This window comes from Spirillospora sp. NPDC046719, assembly GCF_040645715.1.
GTDB lineage: Bacteria > Actinomycetota > Actinomycetes > Streptosporangiales > Streptosporangiaceae > Spirillospora.
Window position 1 is genome coordinate 12995 of the sequence record NZ_JBEYYT010000037.1, and the last position, 19694, is coordinate 32688.

A 19694-nucleotide genomic window follows, 5' to 3' on the forward strand; every position below is an offset into this window, starting at 1 on the left:
GGCGGCCGCGCCGCCGCTCAGCCCATGCTCTTGGCGCCGTCCAAGGACTCGCGGATGATGTCGGCGTGCCCGGCGTGCTGGAGCGTCTCGGCGGCGATGTGCATCAGCACCAGGCGCGCCGACCAGTGGGTGTCGGCCTGGAACCAGGGCGCCTTCGGCAGCGGCTGGGAGGCGTCCAGGTCGGGCAGCGAGACGATCAGCTCGTCGGTCCGCCGCGCGACCTCCTCGTAGTCCGCCAGGACGCCCTCCAGGGTCTCGCCCGGCAGCATCCGGAAGTCGTCGGCGCGGCGCTGGAAGTCCGCCTCCGTCATGGCGGAGAAGTCGGGCATCGCGGACGGCCCCTCCAGGATGAAGTCCACCCAGCCCCGCTCGCACGAGGTGACGTGCTTGATCAGGCCGCCGAGGCACAGCTCGCTCGCGGTCGTCCGCAGCCCGGCCTGCTCGTCGGTGAGGCCGCGGGCGGGGAACCGCAGGAAGTGCCGGGCCTTGGCCAGCAGCGCCAGCAGGTCGGCGCGCTCGCCGGTCACCGCCGGGGCGTCCTCGCGCGTTCCGCCGACGATCGCGTGCTCGGTCATGGTCCGTACCTCCTGGTCTCGTCCTTCTCCCTGACAACGACCACGCTACGGGCCATAGCGGCCACTTTCTGACCTCAATTACGGGAGACTCGGAACCATGGCGAACACCAGCAACCGCACCCTGCGGCTCCTCTCGCTGCTGCAGAGCCACCGCTACTGGCCGGGCGCCGAGCTGGCCGAGCGCCTCGACGTCTCGCAGCGCACGCTGCGCCGCGACGTCGACCGGCTGCGCGAGCTCGGCTACCCGGTCGAGGCCCGGCGCGGTGTCGACGGCGGCTACCAGCTCGCGGCGGGCGCGGCCCTGCCGCCGCTCGTGATCGACGATGAGGAGGCCGTCGCGCTCGCCGTCGGCCTCCAGGCCGCCGCGCAGGGCCCGGTGGACGGGATCGCCGAGCCGTCCCTGCGGGTCCTCGCCAAGATCGTCCAGGTGATGCCGGGCCGGCTGCGCCGCCGCGTCGAGGCGCTGCGCGCCATGACGGTGACCGGCGGCTGGGGCGGGCCCGCCCGGACCGACGTCGACCCCGACGTCCTCACGTCCGTGGCGCTGGCCTGCCGCGACACCGAGCGGCTCCGGTTCGCCTACACCGCCGCCGACGGGCGGCGCACGGAGCGGCACGTCGAGCCGCTCCGGCTCGTGTCGCTGGGCCGCCGCTGGTACCTCGTCGCCTACGACCTCGACCGCGCCGACTGGCGCAACCTCCGTGTCGACCGGATCGCGGACCCGGCGGGCACCGGCGCCCGCTTCCGCCCCCGCGAGCTGCCCGCCGCCGACGCCGCCGAGTTCGTCCGCGCCCGCCTCGACGCCGTGCCCCGCTCCCACCGCGTCGAGGTGCTGGTGGACGCGCCCGCCGCGGCGGTCCGCGAGCGGATCGGGCGCTGGGCCGCCGCCGAGGAGGCCGGGCCGGACCGCTGCCGCGTCCGCTTCACGTCCGACTCGCTGGACTGGGCGGCCCTGGCCGTCGGCGCGATCGGCGCCGACTTCCGGGTCGTGCACCCGCCCGAGCTGGTCGACCTGCTCCATGACTGGGCCGACCGCTTCCAGCGCGCCTCGTCCGTCTCCCGGGACGGCTGACGCGGGCGCCGGTCACCTCGGCAGGGCGGACGGGGCGTTCGGACCGCCGATGACCGGGCCGTCCGGCCAGAGCGCGGCGAGGTCCGACGGGGTGAGCGGGGCCCGGTACGCGGCCCGCAGCACCTCCCGGGACGTCTCGCCGCCCGCCTCGGCGAGAGCCGCGAACCAGTCCATCCCGGCCGGGTACGCCCACATGTAGGAGCGGTGCTCCGGGTTCGTCCCCCGATCGGCGAGGGCGCCCGCGATGGCCTTGTCCGTCATCCACGGGACGGCCGCGCGCAGATGGGCGGCGCACTCGGCGGCGGGCGTCCCGTCGTTGATCGCGCGGTGGACCTGGGCGAGGACGAGCTGCACGTAGTGGCCGAGCCGGACCCGCGCCGTCAGCACCCGGTCATCGGGCAGGAGGAACAGCGGCCACGCCTGGGCGAGCCCTTCGAGCATCACCTGGTGCGGTGCGTGGACGCTGAGCAGCCGCACCCACGGGACGTCCTCGGCGGACGCCCGCTCGGTGAGGCTCGCGCTCTGCAGCCCGTGGCCGAGCACCTCGTGCAGCGCGAACTGCCGGGCGCCGGACTCGGTGAACGCGACGTTCGGGAGGTTGAGCCGGAGCCGGACGTCGTGGCCCGCGCCGTCCAGCCAGTAGGCCCAGTACGCGTCCACCTCGGCGGTCTCGATGGTCAGCGTGTATTCGGCGGTGCTGCCCGTCGCCTCCCGGACGGCGGGCTCCAGTTCGGCTGCGGCCTGCCGGATGGCGTCCGGGGCGTCGCGGACGTCCAAGGGCCCTTCCAACTGCCGGAGTTCGGCGTTGGCGTCCGGCCCCCAGCCGATACCGAGGTCGGACAGCGCGGCGCGGGCCCGGTCGCCGCGCTCCGCCACGTACTCCTCGGGCCACCCGGCGGTGCCGCACCCCTGCGTCCTGCGGACGTAGTCGCCGAGGGGCGGCCGCTCGCCGAGCAGGGCGCCGAGGTAGGCGAGGTCGGCGTCCAGGCGCGCCGCCACCGGCCCGGCGGCGTCCGCGCGCAGCTCCGCGAGCCGCCGGTGGACGGCCAGCCGGTCGGAGGCCGGTTCGGGCTCCACCCCCTCCGGACGGCAGTCGAAGTCGATGATCGGGGACCCGCCGCGGGCCGTCTCATGGGCGTTCCACGCCCGCAGGACGCGTTCGGTCTCGTCGCGCAGCCTCATGCACCACGTCTACCGCACCAGCCCCGCAGGCCGACGCCGACCGCCTTGGCGAACGCGCGGGCGGTGACCTTGCCCCGGCACGCGGCGGACGACGTCAGAGGTCGATCCGGGAGCCCATGAGAACGGTGCGGGTCTCCGGCAGGGCGAAGTACTCGGCGGGATTCGCGGCGTTGCGGGCCAGCGCCAGGAACAGCCGCTTGCGCCACCGGCGCATGCCGGACGCGCGCGTGAGCCGCAGCGCCCCGTAGGACAGGAAGTAGGAGGCCCGGTCGGGGTCGAAGCGCAGTTCGGCGCCGGGCAGCCGGGCCGCGCGGCGCAGCTCCGCCGGCAGGTCCTGGCGGTCCTGGAAGCCGTGCCGGACGGTGACGTGGACGATCCCGTCGTCGCTGTACCCGAGGTCGTCGATGCTCAGCCGCTCCTCGAGCGGGATGTACGGGACGTTCTCCGACACCATCGAGACGATCACGACGTGCTCGTGGACGACGTGGTTGTGCTCGAAGTTGGCGCGCAGCGCGATCGGCGTCGTCGTCTTGGTCGGATGGGGGAACACCGCGGTGCCGGGCACCCGCCGCACGCCGTCCCGGTGCAGCTTCTCGATGAACTCCGGGAGCGGCCCCTCCTTGGAGTTCCGGTTGGCGGTGACGATCTCCCGCCCGCGCTCCCAGGTCGTCATCAGCGTGAACACCGTGAGCCCGATGAGCAGCGGCAGCCAGCCGCCGTGCGTGACCTTGGTGAGGTTCGCGGAGAAGTAGGTGATCTCCGCGCCGCCGACGACGACCCCGGTCAGCACGAGCTTCCACGCCGCCCACCGCCAGGCCACCCGCGCGATGACCAGGAACAGCGCGGTGGTGATGAGGAAGGTGCCGGTGACGGCCATGCCGTACGCGGTCGCCAGCCGGCCGGACGAGCGGAAGCCGAGCATGAGGATCAGCACGCCGGCGAACAGGATCCCGTTGATCGCCGGCAGGTAGACCTGGCCGATCTCGCGCGGCGAGGTGTGCTTGATCCGCAGCGGCGGCAGGTAGCCGAGCCGGACGGCCTGGCGGGACACCGAGAACGCGCCGGAGATCACCGCCTGGGAGGCGATCACGGTCGCGGCGGTCGCCAGCACCACCATCGGGAGCCGCGCCCAGTGCGGGTACAGCAGGAAGAACGGGTTCCGGATGCTGCTCGGGTCGCCGAGGATCAGCGCGCCCTGGCCGAGGTAGTTCAGCGTCAGCGCGGGGAACACGACCGCGAACCAGACCCGGCGGATGGGGGCCTTCCCGAAGTGCCCCATGTCGGCGTACAGCGCCTCCGCACCGGTGATCACCAGGACGACCGCGCCCATGGCGATGAACGCGGTGTAGGGGCGGTCCGCGATGAACTCGACGGCGTAGGACGGCAGCAGGGCGCGGGCGATGGCGGGCCGCTCGACCACCTCGACCAGGCCGGCCGCCGCCAGCGCCGCGAACCACACCAGCATGACCGGGCCGAACAGGCTGCCGACCCGGTGCGTGCCCCAGCGCTGGACGAGGAACAGCAGCGCGAGGATCGTCGCCGCGACGGGCACGACCGCGTGCGACAGGCCCGGCGTGCTCACCTTCAGGCCCTCCACCGCCGACAGCACCGAGATCGCCGGGGTGATCACGCTGTCGCCGTAGAACAGCGAGGCGCCCAGCACCCCCAGCCCCATCGCCACGGCGGCCTTGCCCCGCACGTCGCCCAGCACCCGCCGGACCAGCGCGGCGAGCGCCATCACGCCGCCCTCGCCGTCGTTGTCGGCCCGCAGGATGAGGGTCACGTACTTCACCGACACGATCACGGTGATCGTCCAGAACACCAGTGAGATCACGCCGTTGACGTCGCTGTGCGTGGGGTGGACGGCCCCGTGGTCGATCGAGAACACCGTCTGAAGGGAGTACAGAGGGCTGGTACCGATGTCGCCGTAGACGACGCCCAGCGCGCCCAGCATCAGCGCCGCGCGCCCCCTCCTCCCGGACGCGGAGGTACCGTGCTCGGCCGTCGCCGTGCCGGTCGCCTTCTCCGGGTCGCCCATGAGCGGATACTTATCCGGTTCGGCCCCGTGTAGGCATCACCGGGGGACGACACGGCCGGCGCGTCCGCCTGGCCCGGCGGACGGGAGCCGCTACGGGACGCGGAATCCGGTCCCATTCCGCCGCGTCCGGGCCGGCGGACACCGCGGCGAAGGTCGCGACTTCCGGGAGGTACGTGGCGGCCCTGCCGGCCCGTCGGGCGAGGTGCGCGTGAGCGCCGCGCAGCGACTCGCCCACGGGGTCGTCGAGCGCGACGGCACCGTCCTCCACCAGCATGTTCCGCACCTCCGGGGGCGTACGCGACATTCCAGGCGACCTTGACGCCACCGGCGATTACCCAGAATGCCACCGGCGGTTAAAAGGCCGCTCGGCGGGGGAAGCGATCATTGGTGCGTGGCGGCGGACGGGACACCCGCGAGAAATGCAGGGAGGGGTGGGTGCGGCGTGTCCGATGGGGAAAAGGGGCGGCCCCCGCGCGAAGGGTCGGTCCTGCGCGCGCTCGGGGCGCCGGTCGTGCTGGTGATGCTCTCGGTGGTCGTCCTGGCCGGCGGATGCACGTCGTCCCACCACTCGTCCTCCGGACGGCCCAGCACGGCGGCGGTCGCGGAGAAGGCCGAGAACACCAAGTCCGGCACGCCTGACTGGCAGATCCGCCACAAGGGCGCCGAGCACGAGATCGAGGGATACGCCGATCACGTGAGCGTGCCGCCCGGGGGATCGTTCCGGCTGTTCGTCTCGACCACGACGTCCGGTTTCACCGCCGAGGCGTTCCGGATGGGCTGGTACGGCGGCGCGGAGGCGCGGCGCGTGTGGCGGTCCGGGCAGGTCGCGGGCGCCCGGCAGGCCGCGCCGCGGATCGACCGGACGACCCGTACCGTGTCGGCCCCGTGGCGGCCGTCGCTGACCGTCCCCACCTCCGGCTGGCCCGCCGGCAGCTACCTGATCAGGCTGACCGCCGCGTCGGGCGCGCAGCGGTACGTGCCGGTGACCGTCCGCTCGCCGAACGCCTCCGGACGCGTCGTGGTGCTCAACGCGACCACCACCTGGCAGGCGTACAACATGTGGGGCGGCTACGACCTGTACAAGGGGCCGTCCGGCGGCGAGACCGACCGCGCCCACGCGGTCAGCTTCGACCGCCCCTACGACGGCAACGGCGCGAGCAAGTTCATGCTCTACGAGCAGCCCGCCATCGCGCTCGCCGAGAAGCTCGGCGTCCCGCTGGCGTACGCGACGGACAACGACCTGCATGCCGACTCCCGCCTGCTGGAGGGGGCGCGCGGGCTGCTCAGCCTCGGGCATGACGAGTACTGGTCGTCCACCATGCGGCAGCGCGCGACGCAGGCCCGCGACCACGGCGTCAACATCGCCTTCCTCGGCGCCAACGCGGTCAACCGGCACATCCGGTTCGGCGGCACGGCGCTCGGCGCCGACCGGCTCGTCATCTGCTACAAGGACTCCACGGCCGACCCCATGTCCCGGACGAACCCGGCCGAGACGACGCAGGACTGGCGGCTGCCGCCGATGCCGCGGCCGGAGAGCGACATCATCGGCATCCAGTACATGTGCTTCCCGGCCGAGGGGGCGTTCACCGTCTACGAGCCCGACTTCTGGCTGTTCCGCGGCACCGGCGTCCGCGCGGGGACCCGCTTCCCCGGCGTGGTCGGCCCCGAGGCGGACGCGCTGAACCGCGCCGGCCCGACGCCGTCCACCCTGGAGATCGTCGCGCGCTCGCCGATCACCTGCGGGAACGCCCAGGCGACCGCGCACGCGTCCTACTACACCACCCGCAGCGGCGCGGGCGTGTTCGCCACCGGCACGATGCGCTGGGTGTGCGCGATGCGCGGGCGCGCCTGCGGGCACGGCGTCAACGACGCCGGCCGCGCGTTCACCACCCAGGTCACGGGGACGCTCGTCCGCGCCATGGCCGCCGGGCCGCTCGGCCGCGACCATCCGTCCCGTCCCAACACCAAGGAACTGGCCAGCGCGCCCAAGTAGCCGGGGCCGGGACGGTCGCGCTCAGCGGCGCTCGCCGAGCGCTTCGAGGCCGGCGGCGAGGACGTCGGCGAGCAGGCGGGCGCGGCTCCCGTCCGGGTCGAGATCGGGGTCGAAGACGGTCACCTGCGCCCCGATCGCGCGCGGCGCGAGGGCCGCGAGCAGGTCGGTGAGCTCGGCGGCGTCGAGGCCGCCGGGGTCCGGGGAGTCGACGGCGGGCATCACGCTCGGGTCGAGGATGTCGACGTCCAGGTGGAGCCAGTAGCCGTCGAGGTCGTCGCGGTCGACGACGTCGAGGATCCGGCGCGCGGCCTCCGCGGCGCCCTCCCGCCGGATCCGCGCCGCGGGCACCACCGCCCCGAGGAGCGCGGTGGTCTCGTCGAGGGCGGCGTCGTCGTCCCGGCAGCCCGCATGGACGGTGTCGGCCGGGTCGAAGTAGGGGCTCAGGCCGTCGATGTCGGCGACGGCGGGCCAGTGCAGGCCCACCGCGGCGGCGAGGTCCTCCCCCGCCAGGCTGGCGCACCGGTCCGAGTTGCCGGGATGCCGGAAGTCGGTGTGCCCGTCGAGATGCACCAGGCCGTGGCGTCCCGGCGCCCGCCGCAGCGCGACCCCCGCCCCCACCAGCAGGCTGCAGTCCCCGCCGATCACCAGCGGCACGAGCCCGTCGGCGCGGATGCTCCCGATGCGCTCGGCGAGCCGCCGGGCGTGCTCCACGATGGCCGCCTGGTTGCGGAGCACGCCCGGTGCGGCGTCGTCGGCGTACCGTCCGGGGAGCACCACGCCCCGCTCGTGCGCGCCGCGCTCGGCGAAGCGCCGGTACAGGCCGGCTTCACGCAGCGCCTCGGGCGCCTTGGCGGTGCCGGGCACGCTCGCCGGGGCGGGCGGGCGCAGCCCGAGATTGGTGGGGGCGGAGATCAGGCCGATCGTCATCAGCCGAAGCTACAGCAGCCGGGCGGCGCCGCTCAGGCCAGCGGCTCGTGGTTCGCCCAGGCGACCTTGTACGGGTGCCGCGACTGCCAGCGGTCGATGACCTCGTGGATGCCGGGCGCCGCGAACGCCTTGGCCAGCGCGCCGGTGTCCGCCACGGCGACCTGCACGATCGCGGTCGCGACCAGTGCCGGGACGGCCTCCTCACCCGGCACGGGAATGTGGCGCCGGGCCTCGACCGACTCGACGGAACCGGTGTCGCGCATGGCGCGTTCGATGTCACCGAGGTATTGATCGAGCTCGGCGTCGGGCAGGGACTCGTCAAAGGAAACGATCATCGTGTGCTGGATCATGCTTCGATTCTCGGCCGTACCCGCCTCCGGAGTCCAAGACCGGTTCGGCCTCCGGCGATAACCTGGAGGCATGGCCGAACTGGAGACCCGCGAACTCGAGTACTTCATGGCGGTCGCCGACGAGCTGCACTTCGGCCGGGCCGCCGTCCGCCTGTCGATCGCCCAGCCGGCGCTGTCGAAGGCGATCCGGCGGATCGAGAACCGGCTCGGCGTCCCGCTGTTCGTCCGCTCCAGCCGGCACGTCGAGCTCACCGAGCCCGGGAAGGCGCTCCAGGAGCACGGGCGGCACGCGCTCAACGCGGTCGCCGCCGCCGTCCGCGGCGCCCGCCGCGCCGCCGATCCCCGCGCCCACCTGCGGCTCGTGCTCAAGCCCGGTGGCGACGCCGGCCTGCTGTCGGGGATCCTCGCCGCGTACGCCCGGCAGCCCGACGCCCGCCGGGTGGACATCCTGTTCAGCGGCCCCGCCGACCGCACCGACTTCCTGCGCGACGGCCGCGCCGACGTCGGCCTGCTCTACGCGCCGTTCGACGACCTCGACGGCCTGGCCCACGAGACGCTCCACACCGAGGACCGCGTCGCCGTCGTCCCGTCCGGGCACCGCCTGGCCGGGCGCGCCCGCGTCCGGACGGCGGATCTGGACGGTGAGACGCTGCCGCGCTGGAAGGGGGTCCCCGGAGGCGACGGCACCGGCCCGGAGGTCGCCGACGTGGTGCAGCTGCTCCACATGGTCACGGTGGGCCGGATGATCGGGATGCTGCCCCGTTCGCTGGTCGAACCGCTCCCGCCCGGCCTGGTGGGCGTCGCCGTGACCGACGCGCCGCCCAGCCGCCTCGTCCTCGCCTGGAACGAGCAGGACCGCCGCCCGCTGGTCGCGTCCTTCGTCGCCGCCGCCCTCGAATCCGGCCTCCAGGACGGCCGGGCGGGCTGACTCGCCCCGGACCTGTGCGGGAGGCGCAGTAGGGTCGCCGTCATGTCCGCGACCCCACACGCCGCCCACCGCGCGCGTCCGCCGCGCGAACCGCGCCCCCCGGCACTCCCCGAGAACCTGACGGCGGCCGGCATCGACGAGCTGGAGCTGCGCGACGACGGGACGTACCTGTCGCTGGCCTACGGCGAGGCCGACCTCACCACCGGGGACGCCGAGGACGTCGAGGACGTGGAGTTCGAGCGGTGCCGGTTCGCCCGCAGCGGCATGGCCGGGTTGCGGCTCCAGCGCGCCGGGTTCGCCGACGTCGTCTTCGAGGGCTGCGACCTGGCCAACCTGCGGATGTTCAACGCGCGGATGTTCAACACCGAGGTCCGCAACTGCCGCATGACGGGCCTGCAGCTCACCGAGGGCGGCCTGCGCGACGTGCGGTTCGACGGCTGCCGCGCGGACATGGCCGGCTTCCGGTTCGCCCGGCTGCGGACGGTCGTGTTCGCGGACTGCAACCTGAGCGAGGCCAGCTTCCAGTCCGCCGAGCTGCACGACGTGCGGTTCGAGGGCTGCAGGCTGAGCGGCACCCAGTTCTCCGGCGCGACCATGAGCGGCACCCGCTTCCGGGACTGCGAGCTGTCCGGTGTCGCGGGGATCAGGTCGTTCGACGGGGCGATCGTCGCCGCCCAGGACGCGATGAGCCTGCTGGACGTCCTGGCCGCCGACGCGGGCATCACGATCGAGTCCTGACCGCGGCCGGGCGGTCGCCCGCGCCGGGCTCAGCTCAGTGCCGCGACGGCGGCGTCCACATCGGCTTCCGTCGTGTAGAGGTGGAAGGCCAGGCGCACCGCCCCCTTGCGGACGGACGCCCGGACGCCGGCCGCCGCGAGCCGCTCGGCCGCACCCGGGCGGTCGACGGTGACGATCGCGCTGTCGCCGGACGGCATGCCGAGGCCGGCCCGGAACCGGTCGGCCATCCGCACGTCGTGGTCGTGGATCGCGCCGACGCCGATCTCCAGGAGCAGCTCCAGCGTGGGGGCCGCCGCGACGTAGGAGAACCAGGGGGCGGCGATGTCGAAGCGGCGGGCGTCCTTGGCCAGCCGCAGCGGCGGGCCGTAGGAGGCGTCGCCGTCACCGGCGTACCAGTTGGCGGCGAGCGGCCGGATCCGGTCGCGCACGGCGGGGCTCACGTAGCAGAAGGCGGTGCCGCGCGGGCACATCAGCCACTTGTACGCCGAGACGGCCAGGACGTCGAAGGGCGTCGCGTCGACCGGCAGCCAGCCGACCGCCTGGGTGGCGTCGGCGACGACGAGCGCGCCGTGCGCGCGCGCCGCCGCGACGACCGCGGCGGCGTCGGCGACCTCGCCCGTCGCGGACTGGACCAGGCTGAAGGCCACCGCGTCCGTGTGCTCGTCGATCGCGCCGGGCAGGTCGGCGGGCGGTACCGTGCGCACGTCGAGGTCGTGCACCAGCCACGGGAACAGGTTCGACGTCTGCTCGATGTCGGGCACGACGACGCGCGAGCCGGGCGGCAGCGAGGCCGCGACCGGGGCCAGCACCTGCGCGGCGGAGGCGCCCACGGCGACGTCGTCGGACGCGACGCCGACCAGCCGCGCGAACGCGTCGCGGGCACGGCCGGTGGACCGGTCCCACTTGTCCCAGCCGGTGGCGCCGCGGCGCCATTCGGCCAGCGCGTCCTGCAGCGCCGCGAACGCCGGCTCCGGCGGGATGCCGTAGCTCGCGGTGTTCAGCCACCCCGGTTCCGGGTCCCACATACGTACCGCTTCGCCCAGATTCACCCTATTGAGCCTAGAGGAGCGGACGAGGCACCGGCCGACCGGCGCGGCCCGGGCCGGCTCTTCAGCTGTCGTGCCTCCTGAGCCAGTCGACATAGTCCGGTACGGCGTTCTCGACGTCGTACTCCGGCCGGAATCCGGTGTCCTCCCGCAGCCGGGTGATGTCGAGGTGGTTGGGCCGAGGCTGGTCCGGGTTGCGCCCCTCGGGAAGGACGATGTTCGCGTCCGGAACAGCGGCGTTGATCGCGGCGACCACCTCACTGAAGCGCACCAGCCGTCCGGTCGAGACGTTGTAGACGCGATGGTTCAGCCGCTCGGCGAGCATGAGCAGCGCGATGGCCCGGCCGCAGTCCTTCACGTAGCAGAGGTCCGTGGCGTCCTCGGCATAGGCGGGCGGACGGGGCGGGGTGAGATCGGGGTCCTCGCCCCGGACCGCCGCGCTGAGCAGGCGGGGAAGCGGGAAGAACGGCGAGTCGGGCAGGCCGAGCGGCCCCCAGATCGTGCCGATCCGCAGGCTCACCGTCTCGAACCCGGCGCTGTCGCCGGCCAGTGCGGTGAACAGCTCGGCGGTCTTCTTGAACGCGTGGATCTGGTGCGGCGCCACCACCGGAAGCGGGACGTCCTCGCGCCACGGGGATTCGTCCACCCCGGCGTACACGCCGATGGAACTGGCGACGGAGAACCGCCGCACGCCCCACTCCCTCGCCGCCTTGAGCGCGTTGAGCAGCGCGGCGGTTTCGGCGCGGAGGTACTCGACAGGATCGGGCATGTCGTACCGGCCCGCCGCGAGATGCACGATGCCGGTGATCTCGTGACGCTTCCCTATGTCGAGGAACGCGGTCTCGTCGGTGGCGTCCAGCGGCTCGACGACGACCCGGCCGCCGGGCTCGCCGGCGAGGTGCTCGGGCAACCGGGTGGACCGGTGCGCGGTGAGCACGACGGACTCGCCCAGGTCGAGCAGTGCCCGTGCGGTGTGCGACCCGATGGAACCCAGGCCGCCGGTGACGAGGATCATTCGCACCCCTGTTGTCTCTGGATGGAGTTGTCTCTGGACGCGCCGGTCAGCGCTTGACGGTGTAGTGCAGGTGCAGCACGCGGTCGCCCTGGACCACCGCGTCGGGATCCCCGAGCAGGACCGTCCCGGTGTGGCCGCCGAAGAAGCGCACCCCTTCCCCCAGGACCACCGGGACGACGTCCATCGCCACCTCGTCGACGAGCCCCGCCGAGAATGCCTGGCCGCCGACGTCGCCCGCGCACACACAGACCAGACCGTCGCCGGCGAGTTCCTTAGCGCGGGTGATGGCCGCCTCGACCGAGTCGGCCGTATGGAACGGCGCGTCGGGGAACCTCGCCAGCCATTCCTCGGGCAGCGGCCGGTGGGTGACGACGACCAACTGCTCACCGGCGGCCGGCACGCCCGACCAGCCGTCGGTGGTGTCGAACAGGTGCCGTCCGATCACCGTGACCTTGACGGCGTCCCAGAAAGGCTGGACGTAGTCCGCGGACGCGCGGCTGACGCGGAACTGCCATTCATCGTTCGCGCGCACCACCACGTCACCATTGCCGTACCAGTCGAACAGCGGCCCCACCGTGTCGTCGGGATAGGCGATGAAGCCGTCCACCGAGACCACGGCCTGCATGACAACCCTGGCCATTCCACCCGCTCCTTGGCTCATCCGAATGTCGGGACGGTCACGTGCTCCGGCTCCACGAGATACGCCTCGCGGTCCTCCCGCGACGGATACGGACCGCCCGTGTACTTCGCGAAGATGCGATCGACGATGGCCCAGCCCTCGTCGCCGCCGACCCGCTTCACGACGCGTCCGCGCACGAGCGCGCTCAGCACCAGGTTCTCCCGGTCGGTCACGGAGATCGCGATGCGGTCGTCCGCGGCCAGGTTCCGGCCCTTGCGCGAGTCGGGCGAGGTGAAGAAGGCCAGATGATCGCCCTCGACGTCGATCATGACCGGCACCGAGTGCGGCCCGCCGTCGGGCAGGAGCGTGGCGACGTGGGCGATGTTCGGCCCCTCGAAAAGGGCGCGGGCGGCCTCGTTGAGCACGGTCGTTCCCTTCCGCTGGGGATCGCGATCAGCACGCGAGCCGGGTGTTCTCACCCGCCCGACGTTAGGCGGGCACCGATCGCCGCTCTTGTACAAAACGGCCATCCCCCGGCCGCAGCATCGGAAGGTAGGACGCGGCGTGATCGTGCCCGCATCCGCACGCCGCGCCCGTCTGCGCGAGGAGCACGCCCGGCGTCACGCCGACGAGCCGGCGGCACTCGCGGCCGAGGTGCGCCTGGTCGGTGTAGCCCGTCTCGACCGCCCACCGCGCGAGGTCGACGTCCAGGACGTCCTGCTGATCGACCGACGCCTGGACCCGGGCGATGAAGCCCTGCAGACGCAGGATGCGGTGCAACTCCTTCACCCCGACGCCGACCGCCGCCCGGCACCGGCGCCGCAACTGGCGCTCGGAGATGGACAGCAGCGCGGGCAGGGCCGCCGGCCTCCCGCCGCGCCACGGCATGAGGTGCCGGACGGCCTCGTCCACCAGCGGGTCGTCCGCACCGGCGGACCGCGCGGCGAACGACTGGAGATGGCCGAGCGCGGCCTGCGGCGTCGGGGCGTCCCCGAGCAGATCCGTCAGGCGGCTCAGGCCGCGCCAGATGTCGGTGCCGGCGATGTCCTGGTCGACCAGTTCGTCCGCCGGGATTCCGGCGAGGCCACCGAGCACGCCCGGTCGCAGGCGCACTCCGACGACCGTGCCACCTGCCGGAATGTCATGGTAGGTCGCCGTGGTGAGGGGTCCGAGCAGCCGCGGCGTCTCACCGAGGACGCACCGCAGCTCGGCACCGCCGTGCGGCACGATCCGCTGCGCGAGCGGCTCGTCCCCGACCTGCTGGATCCACACCAACGACGCCACCGCCGCGAGCGCCGGCGCCGGCACCCGCTCCACGTACGACGATTCTCCCGCCACCCGCCCATCCTGCCGAAAACCCCGCCCACCCGCCGTCCGGTGGCCGGGTTCGAACTCGAGATGATCGACGGTCGCACCGGAGCAAAGGCATGAGGTGGACACGCTCAGGCCCGCGCCCAGGTGTTTGACCAGGCCGGGCGCCTGCGATCCGCTGAACCTCGGTGACCGGGCAGGCCTGACAGCGGGAGTGGACCATGAGCCGACCGGCGAGGGTGTTCAAGGTCGAACCGGCGGGCCTCAACTGGCCGCGAGCGGTCGTCTTCCTGGACGTCGGGCTGGTGCCGCTGTTCGTCTTCTGGGCGATCGGCCATGAGCAGTACCTGCTCAGCACGCTGTTCGGCCTGCTGTTCACCGTGCTGTGCGATCCGGGCGGCGGCTACCGGCGCCGCATGTCGCGCCTCTGCCTCTTCGCGCTGATCGGCGCGGGCGTGACCGCCCTGGGATTCGGAATCGGGGCGGTCCCCTGGGGCTGGCCGGTCCTCGCGGCCTTCGCGGTCACGCTGGTGGCCGGGCTGACCGTCGCTTTCGGGGTGCACCGCTTCGTCGCCGCCCTGCTTCTCAACATCTGGTTCGTCGTGACCATCGGCGTCGCGTTCACCCTCCACCGGCACAGTCACATCAGCAGCCACACCTGGGCGCAGGTCCTCGCCTGGACCGGCGGGGCGGCGCTGTGGATCGCGGCGGCGTCCATCTGGTGGCTGGTGAGCGGACGCGGGGACGCACCGCGTCCTCTCGCGGAGATCCCCGGCGACACCGCACGCAAGGCGCTGACCCGACCGCTGGTCGCCTTCGCCCTGATCCGCGCGCTCGTCATCACCGGAACCGTCGCGCTCGCGTTCGGACTCGACCTGTCCTACGGCTACTGGATCCCGATCGCGGCCATGATCGCGATGAAGCCGAGCCTGGAGCAGGCGACGCTCGTGGCCGCGCAGCGCCTCACCGGCGCGCTGATCGGTGCCGTCGCCGCCGCACTGCTGCTGCTGATCCCCGCGAGCGAGCACGGCCTCCGGCTGTTCGCGGTGGAACACGGACTCCAGATGGTGGCGCTCGTCCTGTTCATGCACGGCGCGGGGATCCGCTTCTGGAACTACACGTTCTACAGCGCGTGCATCGCCGCGGGCGTGCTCATCCTGGTGGACCTTCCGCAGCCCTCGCACTACTCGGCCGAAGGCTACCGAGTGCTGTGGACGCTGTGCGGCGTGGGAATCGGCCTGCTCGTCATGGCACTGTCAACCCTTTTCACCGGCGGAGGCCGCAGCGGTCAGGCGGCGCCGAGTCGACGCCCGCCCGAGTAGGAGCGGTCCCGGTCGACGACGCTGACGCGGGAGGCCCGCCGGCTTTCGGCCGCGTCGCGGGTGGTGAGCAGCACGGTCGTCCCGGCCGCGGCCACGTGGCGCAGCGTCGCCCAGATTCGATGGACCGTTCCACTATCCAGGCCGGACGTCGGCTCGTCGAGGAACAGCACGTCCGAGCGGTTCACCATCGCCAGCGACAGGTCGAGCAGCCGCCGCTCACCCGCCGTCAGCCGCTCGAACCGCACCCGGGCGGCCTTCTCCAGCCCGGTCAGCGCGAGCGCCTCGTCCACCGTCAGCGGGTCCAGTGTCCAGCGCCGCCAGCCTTCGAGGACCTCGGTGACGGTGAGGCCAGGGAACAGGCCGCCGTCCCGCCACACCGTGCCGACCCGCAGCCCGTCCCGCTCGGTGTAGGGATCGGCACCCCGGAGCCGCACCCGGCCGCCGCACGGCCGCCGGAGACCGGCCAGCGCCTCGAGCACCAGGGTCTTTCCAGCCCCCCGATGGCCGAGCAGCGCGTGGATCTCGCCTTCCGGCACCGCCAGCGACAAGCCCCCGACCATCCGGCCGCCGGAGCCGACGCGCAGGTCGCGTGCCTCGACGACGATTGTGCTCATCCTCGTTCCCCTCGCCCATGCGGTCTCCGATCCGTCCGGAGCGTCCGCGTAGGACGAGGCTATGGAGGTGACCCGCCAGTAGCCGCCTGAGCTGCCCGAACGTTCGCACTCCGTAAGCTCACCAGCACCCCGGCAAGGCAATGGCCCCCGACGCCCGGCCTAACGACGGACGGTCGTGATGACATCTCGGTGACAAACGAGTGAGGGCCCGACCGGAGTAGATTCCGATCAGGCCCTTGACTTGCAAATCCTGGGTGGAGCTGAGGGGATTTGAACCCCTGACCCCCTCGATGCGAACGAGGTGCGCTACCGGACTGCGCTACAGCCCCGAGGACTCTGTAAGGTTAGCGCACTCCGAGGGGTGCTCGCGCACGCCCGGGTCATTCGCCCACGGCGCGGCGGTCGTCGGCGTACTGGTCGAAGACCTCCTCCGGCGTGACCAGCTCGATGACCTCGGCGGGCTCGGTCTCCTGCTCGGCGCGGCGGGCCTCGATCGCGCGGGCGCGGGCGGCGGCGGCGCGGGCCTCGGCCGCGGCGCGACGGCGGGCGGCGTCCATGCCGACGGCGACGCGTAGCAGGGTGAGGTGCCCGGCCAGCAGCAGGGTCGGCGGCACCGTCGCCCACCAGGGCAGCACACCGGACGCGACGAGGGCCACGGCGGTGACGACGAGGGCCGCCAGGCCCGACGTGCGGCGGCGGCGACGGGCGATGACGGCGGCGCGGGTCACCGGACGGCGGGGCCGCGGGGCCTCCTGGGGCTCGTCGGCCTCCTGCGGCTCCTCCTCGGCGGTCCGGGGCGCCTCGGTGGCCTCCTCGTCGCCGTCGAGCTCGTCGGCGCGCTTGTGGAGGAGCCGGGTGATGCCGGCGTTCTCGGTGTCGCGGCGCAGCCACATGGGTACCAGGACGATGGCCCAGACCGCGACTATGGCGAGGTAGAGGACGGCGCTGCTCACGCGGTCACCGCCTCGGGCCGTCCCAGGGCACGCGGAATCGGCGGGCCGACTTTCGGCGCGCGGGCGTGCAATGGGAGCAGGGTCACGCCCCGCACGGTACGAGCCGGTGTCAGAGGTTGACGAGCATAAGGGGCGGTGTGTCGCGAGATCGATGCCGCCGTTACTCTCCGTTTGCCGAGTCTTCTCGATCGCAGGATTCTTACGCGGCGAAAGTCACTCCGGACTCAAGTGTGCCGGGGAAATGCCTGTTTGCGTTCGGCCAGCCAGCGGGCCCGCAGGCCACCGGGGACGTCCTCGACGGTCAGGGCGTAGCAGATGTGGTCGCGCCAGGCGCCGTCGATGTGCAGATGGCGGCGGCGAATTCCTTCTTCCCGGAATCCGAGCTTTTCGACGACGCGGCGGCTGGCGGCGTTCTCGGGGCGGATATTCGCTTCGAGCCGGTGCAGGCCGACGGTGAAGAAACAGTGGTCGACGGCGAGGGCGACCGCGGTCGGAATGACGCCGCGTCCGGCGACCTGCTTGTCGACCCAGTAGCCGATCTGCGCGGAGCGGGCCGAGCCCCAGACGATCGCGCCGATGGTGAGCTGGCCGGCGAAGCGGTCCTCGTAGGTGACGACCCAGGGCAGGGCGAGGCCCTGGCGGGCCTCGCGGCGCATGGTGTGCACCATGCTGACGTAGGGGCCGAGCCCGCTGCGGAACAGCGGCGTCTCGGGGTTGGTGGGCTCCCAGGGGCGCAGCCAGTCGGCGTTGCGGACCCGCAGTTCGCGCCAGATGGCGGCGTCGCGGTGCCGCAGCGGCCGCAGACCGACGGGACCCTCGGTGAGGGTGACCGGCCATCCCCGCAATCGTTCCACGGTTCCATGATTCCCTGGTAGGACCTGCGAACGCCATCCATTGTGGCCGGGAAATCGTCCGGGGGCGCGCGGGTCACACCCAGCGGCCGGCCTTCATGACGCGGTGGACGGACATGTCGTCGTTCAGGACCACGAGATCGGCGTCCTTTCCTGGTTCCAGGGAGCCGACGCGCGAGTCGACGCCCAGCGCGCGCGCCGGGATGAGGGACGCCGCTACAGCGGCCTCTTCGATGGGCAGGCCGAGCACGGTCACCGCGCGGCGGAACGCGTCCGCCATCGTGATCGTGCTTCCGGCGATGGACGTCCCTCCGGCGAGAGTGGCGCGGCCGTCGCGGACCTGGACGTCCATGACGCCGAGCCGGTAGTCGCCGTCGCCCATGCCGGCGGCGGCCATCGCGTCGGTGATGAGCGCGACGCGGCCCGGGGCGGCGCGGAACGCCAGCCGTCCGACGGCGCCCTCGACGTGCACGCCGTCGTTGATCAGTTCGGCGGTGACGGGGGGGTCGTTGAGGGCGGCGGCGACCGGGCCGCCCTCGCGATGGTGCAGCGGGCGCATGGCGTTGAACAGGTGGGTCGCGACGGTGGCGCCGGCGTCGAAGGCGGCGCGGGCGGTCGCGCCGGGCGCGTCGGTGTGCCCGACGGCCGCGAGCACGCCGGCGTCCACGGCGTCCCGGACGAGATCGAGCGCGCCGGGCAGCTCGGGCGCCAGGGTGATCATGCGGAGGCGGCCGCGGCCGAGCCGGACGAGGCGGGCGAACTCGGCGCGGTCGGGGTGGCGCAGGAGATCGGGGTCGTGGGCGCCGCAGCGGTCCCGGGCGAGGTAGGGGCCTTCGAGGTGGACGCCGGCGACGAGGCCGTCGGCGGCGAGGTCGGCGAGGCCCGCGACCGCGTTGGCGAGCTCGTCGGGCGTGCCGGTGACGAGGCTCGCGACCGTCGTGGTCGTCCCGTGGGACAGGTGGAAACGGGCGGCCCTTTCGGCCTCTTCGGGACGTCCGGTCTGGTAGGACGCGCCCGCGCCGCCGTGGACGTGCATGTCCACGAAGCCGGGGACGACGTGGCGGCCGCCGAGGTCGACGGTCTCGCCGAGGCCGGCGGACGGCGCGGCGAGGCGGCCGCCGTCGATGCGCAGCGTGCCGGTCGCGACGCCACCGGGCAGGACGATCCGGGCGTTCGTGAGGTTCGTCATCGGACGTCCAGGATGACCGAGCGGGTGAGGTTCCGTGGACGGTCGGGATCGTCCCCGCGTGCGCGGGCGATCTCGACGGCGAGCCGCTGCGCCCTGACCAGGTCGGCGAGCGGGTCCAGCGAGGTCGTGACCATCGTGCCGCCGACGCCCGCGACCTGGGCGGCGAGGCCCTCCGGCGGCTCGCCGAACATCCAGGCGACGCGGCCGGGCCCGGTGATCGCGATCGGGCCGTGCCGGTACTCCATGGCCGGGTACGACTCGGTCCACGCGCCCGCGGCCTCGCGCATCTTGAGGGCCGCCTCGTGCGCGAGGCCGATCGTCCAGCTGCGGCCGAGGAAGGTGAACTGGTCCGCGGCGACGGCGGCGGCGGGCAGCGGCTCGGCGACGGCCCGCTCGGCGTCGGCGATCACTCCGGAGACGTCCTCGCCGAGGTGGGCGCGGAGCAGGACGAGCTGCGTGGTGGCGTAGCGGGTCTGCACCACCGAGCGCTCGTCGGCGTAGTCGAGGACGATGATCTCGTCGGCCGCGTTCATCACCGGCGTCGCGGCGTCGGCGGTGATCGCGACGGTCGGGATCGCGCCGCGCACGCGCGCCAGCGCGTCCAGGACCTCGGTGGTCGTGCCGGACCTGGTCAGCGCCAGCAGCCGGTCGTAGCGGCGGCCGTCCGGGAACTCGGACGCGGCGAACGCGTCGGTCTCGCCGTGCCCGGAGGACTCGCGGAGCGCCGCGTACGCCTGCGCGACGAACCAGGACGTCCCGCACCCGATCACCGCGACCCGCTCGCCGCGGCGGGGCAGCACCGGCGCGAGGTCCGCGGCCGTCGCGGCGGCCCGCCGCCACCGGTCGGGCTGGGACGCGATCTCGGCCTCGGTGTGCCCGCCGCCGCGCTCCGCCATGGACCTCTCCCTCTGCAGCTGTCTGCGTGTTCTTGCTTGTTCAATACCAAGTCTGAGCAGAAAAGACCATAGTGG

At 73.3% G+C, this 19694-nt stretch carries 20 protein-coding genes and 1 tRNA gene; 5 read left to right on the forward strand and 16 right to left on the reverse strand.

The features are described from left to right. Nucleotides 1–17: 17 nt before the first annotated feature. Nucleotides 18–575 (reverse strand): DinB family protein, encoded by a 558-nt coding sequence (locus ABZ914_RS09645; protein WP_500192601.1) that lies wholly within the window; start codon nt 573–575, stop codon nt 18–20. Between the two features lie 97 nt (nt 576–672). Here ABZ914_RS09645 and ABZ914_RS09650 point away from each other — a divergent pair, with 97 nt between their 5' ends. Then, nucleotides 673–1647, forward strand: a complete 975-nt coding sequence (locus ABZ914_RS09650) for a helix-turn-helix transcriptional regulator (RefSeq protein ID WP_500192602.1) — start codon at nt 673–675, stop codon at nt 1645–1647. A gap of 12 nt (nt 1648–1659) precedes the next feature. On the opposite strand, the gene ABZ914_RS09655 is transcribed toward ABZ914_RS09650, so the two are convergent. Then, nucleotides 1660–2829 carry a hypothetical protein gene (locus tag ABZ914_RS09655; RefSeq protein ID WP_500192603.1) on the reverse strand — a complete coding sequence of 390 codons (1170 nt, stop codon included), beginning with the start codon at nt 2827–2829 and terminating at the stop codon, nt 1660–1662. Between the two features lie 94 nt (nt 2830–2923). After that, the gene (locus ABZ914_RS09660; protein WP_500192604.1) at nt 2924–4867 is read right to left on the reverse strand and encodes a potassium transporter Kup; all 1944 of its coding nucleotides are present in this window, start codon (nt 4865–4867) and stop codon (nt 2924–2926) included. A gap of 442 nt (nt 4868–5309) precedes the next feature. On the opposite strand from ABZ914_RS09660, the gene ABZ914_RS09665 reads away from it, so the two are divergent. Further along, a complete protein-coding gene (locus tag ABZ914_RS09665) occupies nt 5310–6860 on the forward strand; it encodes a N,N-dimethylformamidase beta subunit family domain-containing protein (protein ID WP_500192605.1) in 1551 nt (516 codons plus the stop codon). A 21-nt stretch (nt 6861–6881) separates the two neighbouring features. Here the strand turns inward: ABZ914_RS09665 and ABZ914_RS09670 are convergent, their stop codons facing one another. Both ABZ914_RS09670 and ABZ914_RS09675 read right to left on the reverse strand, forming a co-directional pair. Next, the gene (locus ABZ914_RS09670) at nt 6882–7787 is read right to left on the reverse strand and encodes an arginase family protein (protein ID WP_500192606.1); all 906 of its coding nucleotides are present in this window, start codon (nt 7785–7787) and stop codon (nt 6882–6884) included. A 32-nt stretch (nt 7788–7819) separates the two neighbouring features. Next, on the reverse strand, nt 7820–8137 hold the full coding sequence (locus ABZ914_RS09675) for a hypothetical protein (RefSeq protein ID WP_500192607.1): 318 nt from the start codon (nt 8135–8137) through the stop codon (nt 7820–7822). Nucleotides 8138–8207: 70 nt separating this feature from the next. On the opposite strand from ABZ914_RS09675, the gene ABZ914_RS09680 reads away from it, so the two are divergent. Together ABZ914_RS09680 and ABZ914_RS09685 are read left to right on the forward strand one after the other, a co-directional pair. Continuing rightward, complete coding sequence (locus tag ABZ914_RS09680) at nt 8208–9065, forward strand: LysR family transcriptional regulator (protein WP_500192608.1); 858 nt, start codon at nt 8208–8210, stop codon at nt 9063–9065. Between the two features lie 42 nt (nt 9066–9107). After that, on the forward strand, nt 9108–9803 hold the full coding sequence (locus ABZ914_RS09685; RefSeq protein ID WP_500192609.1) for a pentapeptide repeat-containing protein: 696 nt from the start codon (nt 9108–9110) through the stop codon (nt 9801–9803). Between the two features lie 29 nt (nt 9804–9832). On the opposite strand, the gene ABZ914_RS09690 is transcribed toward ABZ914_RS09685, so the two are convergent. The 5 genes from ABZ914_RS09690 to ABZ914_RS09710 all read right to left on the reverse strand — a co-directional run bounded on the left by ABZ914_RS09690 (nt 9833) and on the right by ABZ914_RS09710 (nt 13821). After that, the gene (locus tag ABZ914_RS09690; RefSeq protein ID WP_433245392.1) at nt 9833–10852 is read right to left on the reverse strand and encodes an aminotransferase class V-fold PLP-dependent enzyme; all 1020 of its coding nucleotides are present in this window, start codon (nt 10850–10852) and stop codon (nt 9833–9835) included. A 61-nt stretch (nt 10853–10913) separates the two neighbouring features. After that, entirely contained in the window at nt 10914–11864 is a 951-nt protein-coding gene (locus tag ABZ914_RS09695; RefSeq protein ID WP_500192611.1) for an NAD-dependent epimerase/dehydratase family protein, read from the reverse strand. Nucleotides 11865–11910: 46 nt separating this feature from the next. Continuing rightward, nucleotides 11911–12504 carry a dihydrofolate reductase family protein gene (locus ABZ914_RS09700; protein ID WP_500192612.1) on the reverse strand — a complete coding sequence of 198 codons (594 nt, stop codon included), beginning with the start codon at nt 12502–12504 and terminating at the stop codon, nt 11911–11913. A gap of 17 nt (nt 12505–12521) precedes the next feature. After that, nucleotides 12522–12908 carry a pyridoxamine 5'-phosphate oxidase family protein gene (locus ABZ914_RS09705; RefSeq protein WP_206699882.1) on the reverse strand — a complete coding sequence of 129 codons (387 nt, stop codon included), beginning with the start codon at nt 12906–12908 and terminating at the stop codon, nt 12522–12524. A 64-nt stretch (nt 12909–12972) separates the two neighbouring features. Then, nucleotides 12973–13821: a DUF6597 domain-containing transcriptional factor gene (locus ABZ914_RS09710; RefSeq protein ID WP_500192613.1), complete on the reverse strand. Its 849-nt coding sequence runs from the start codon at nt 13819–13821 to the stop codon at nt 12973–12975. Nucleotides 13822–14015: 194 nt separating this feature from the next. Between ABZ914_RS09710 and ABZ914_RS09715 the strand changes: the two genes are divergently transcribed. Next, a complete protein-coding gene (locus tag ABZ914_RS09715; protein ID WP_500192614.1) occupies nt 14016–15116 on the forward strand; it encodes an FUSC family protein in 1101 nt (366 codons plus the stop codon). Here ABZ914_RS09715 and ABZ914_RS09720 read toward each other — a convergent pair. The 6 genes from ABZ914_RS09720 to ABZ914_RS09745 form a co-directional block, all read right to left on the reverse strand. Then, on the reverse strand, nt 15083–15730 hold the full coding sequence (locus ABZ914_RS09720; RefSeq protein WP_500192615.1) for an ATP-binding cassette domain-containing protein: 648 nt from the start codon (nt 15728–15730) through the stop codon (nt 15083–15085). The genes ABZ914_RS09715 and ABZ914_RS09720 overlap by 34 nt on opposite strands. 255 nt (nt 15731–15985) lie before the next feature. Next, nucleotides 15986–16059, reverse strand: a tRNA-Ala gene (locus tag ABZ914_RS09725). Nucleotides 16060–16110: 51 nt separating this feature from the next. Beyond that, nucleotides 16111–16683, reverse strand: coding sequence for a divisome protein SepX/GlpR (sepX, locus tag ABZ914_RS09730; protein ID WP_500192616.1), 573 nt, complete (start codon nt 16681–16683; stop codon nt 16111–16113). A 224-nt stretch (nt 16684–16907) separates the two neighbouring features. Further along, the gene (locus ABZ914_RS09735; RefSeq protein ID WP_500192626.1) at nt 16908–17528 is read right to left on the reverse strand and encodes a GNAT family N-acetyltransferase; all 621 of its coding nucleotides are present in this window, start codon (nt 17526–17528) and stop codon (nt 16908–16910) included. Nucleotides 17529–17610: 82 nt separating this feature from the next. After that, on the reverse strand, nt 17611–18723 hold the full coding sequence (gene nagA, locus ABZ914_RS09740; protein ID WP_500192617.1) for an N-acetylglucosamine-6-phosphate deacetylase: 1113 nt from the start codon (nt 18721–18723) through the stop codon (nt 17611–17613). After that, the gene (locus ABZ914_RS09745) at nt 18720–19619 is read right to left on the reverse strand and encodes an SIS domain-containing protein (protein ID WP_500192618.1); all 900 of its coding nucleotides are present in this window, start codon (nt 19617–19619) and stop codon (nt 18720–18722) included. Before ABZ914_RS09745 ends, nagA begins: the two co-directional genes overlap by 4 nt. Nucleotides 19620–19694: the final 75 nt, after the last annotated feature.

What these genes read in the sequence shown, in the direction of transcription:
- ABZ914_RS09645 (WP_500192601.1), bottom strand. Translation starts at nt 575, where the DNA reads ATGACCGAGCACGCGATCGTCGGCGGAACGCGCGAGGACGCCCCGGCG.
- ABZ914_RS09650 (WP_500192602.1), top strand. Translation starts at nt 673, where the DNA reads ATGGCGAACACCAGCAACCGCACCCTGCGGCTCCTCTCGCTGCTGCAG.
- ABZ914_RS09655 (WP_500192603.1), bottom strand. Translation starts at nt 2,829, where the DNA reads ATGAGGCTGCGCGACGAGACCGAACGCGTCCTGCGGGCGTGGAACGCC.
- ABZ914_RS09660 (WP_500192604.1), bottom strand. Translation starts at nt 4,867, where the DNA reads ATGGGCGACCCGGAGAAGGCGACCGGCACGGCGACGGCCGAGCACGGT.
- ABZ914_RS09670 (WP_500192606.1), bottom strand. Translation starts at nt 7,787, where the DNA reads ATGACGATCGGCCTGATCTCCGCCCCCACCAATCTCGGGCTGCGCCCG.
- ABZ914_RS09675 (WP_500192607.1), bottom strand. Translation starts at nt 8,137, where the DNA reads ATGATCCAGCACACGATGATCGTTTCCTTTGACGAGTCCCTGCCCGAC.
- ABZ914_RS09680 (WP_500192608.1), top strand. Translation starts at nt 8,208, where the DNA reads ATGGCCGAACTGGAGACCCGCGAACTCGAGTACTTCATGGCGGTCGCC.
- ABZ914_RS09685 (WP_500192609.1), top strand. Translation starts at nt 9,108, where the DNA reads ATGTCCGCGACCCCACACGCCGCCCACCGCGCGCGTCCGCCGCGCGAA.
- ABZ914_RS09695 (WP_500192611.1), bottom strand. Translation starts at nt 11,864, where the DNA reads ATGATCCTCGTCACCGGCGGCCTGGGTTCCATCGGGTCGCACACCGCA.
- ABZ914_RS09700 (WP_500192612.1), bottom strand. Translation starts at nt 12,504, where the DNA reads ATGGCCAGGGTTGTCATGCAGGCCGTGGTCTCGGTGGACGGCTTCATC.
- ABZ914_RS09715 (WP_500192614.1), top strand. Translation starts at nt 14,016, where the DNA reads ATGAGCCGACCGGCGAGGGTGTTCAAGGTCGAACCGGCGGGCCTCAAC.
- ABZ914_RS09720 (WP_500192615.1), bottom strand. Translation starts at nt 15,730, where the DNA reads ATGAGCACAATCGTCGTCGAGGCACGCGACCTGCGCGTCGGCTCCGGC.
- nagA (WP_500192617.1), bottom strand. Translation starts at nt 18,723, where the DNA reads ATGACGAACCTCACGAACGCCCGGATCGTCCTGCCCGGTGGCGTCGCG.
- ABZ914_RS09745 (WP_500192618.1), bottom strand. Translation starts at nt 19,619, where the DNA reads ATGGCGGAGCGCGGCGGCGGGCACACCGAGGCCGAGATCGCGTCCCAG.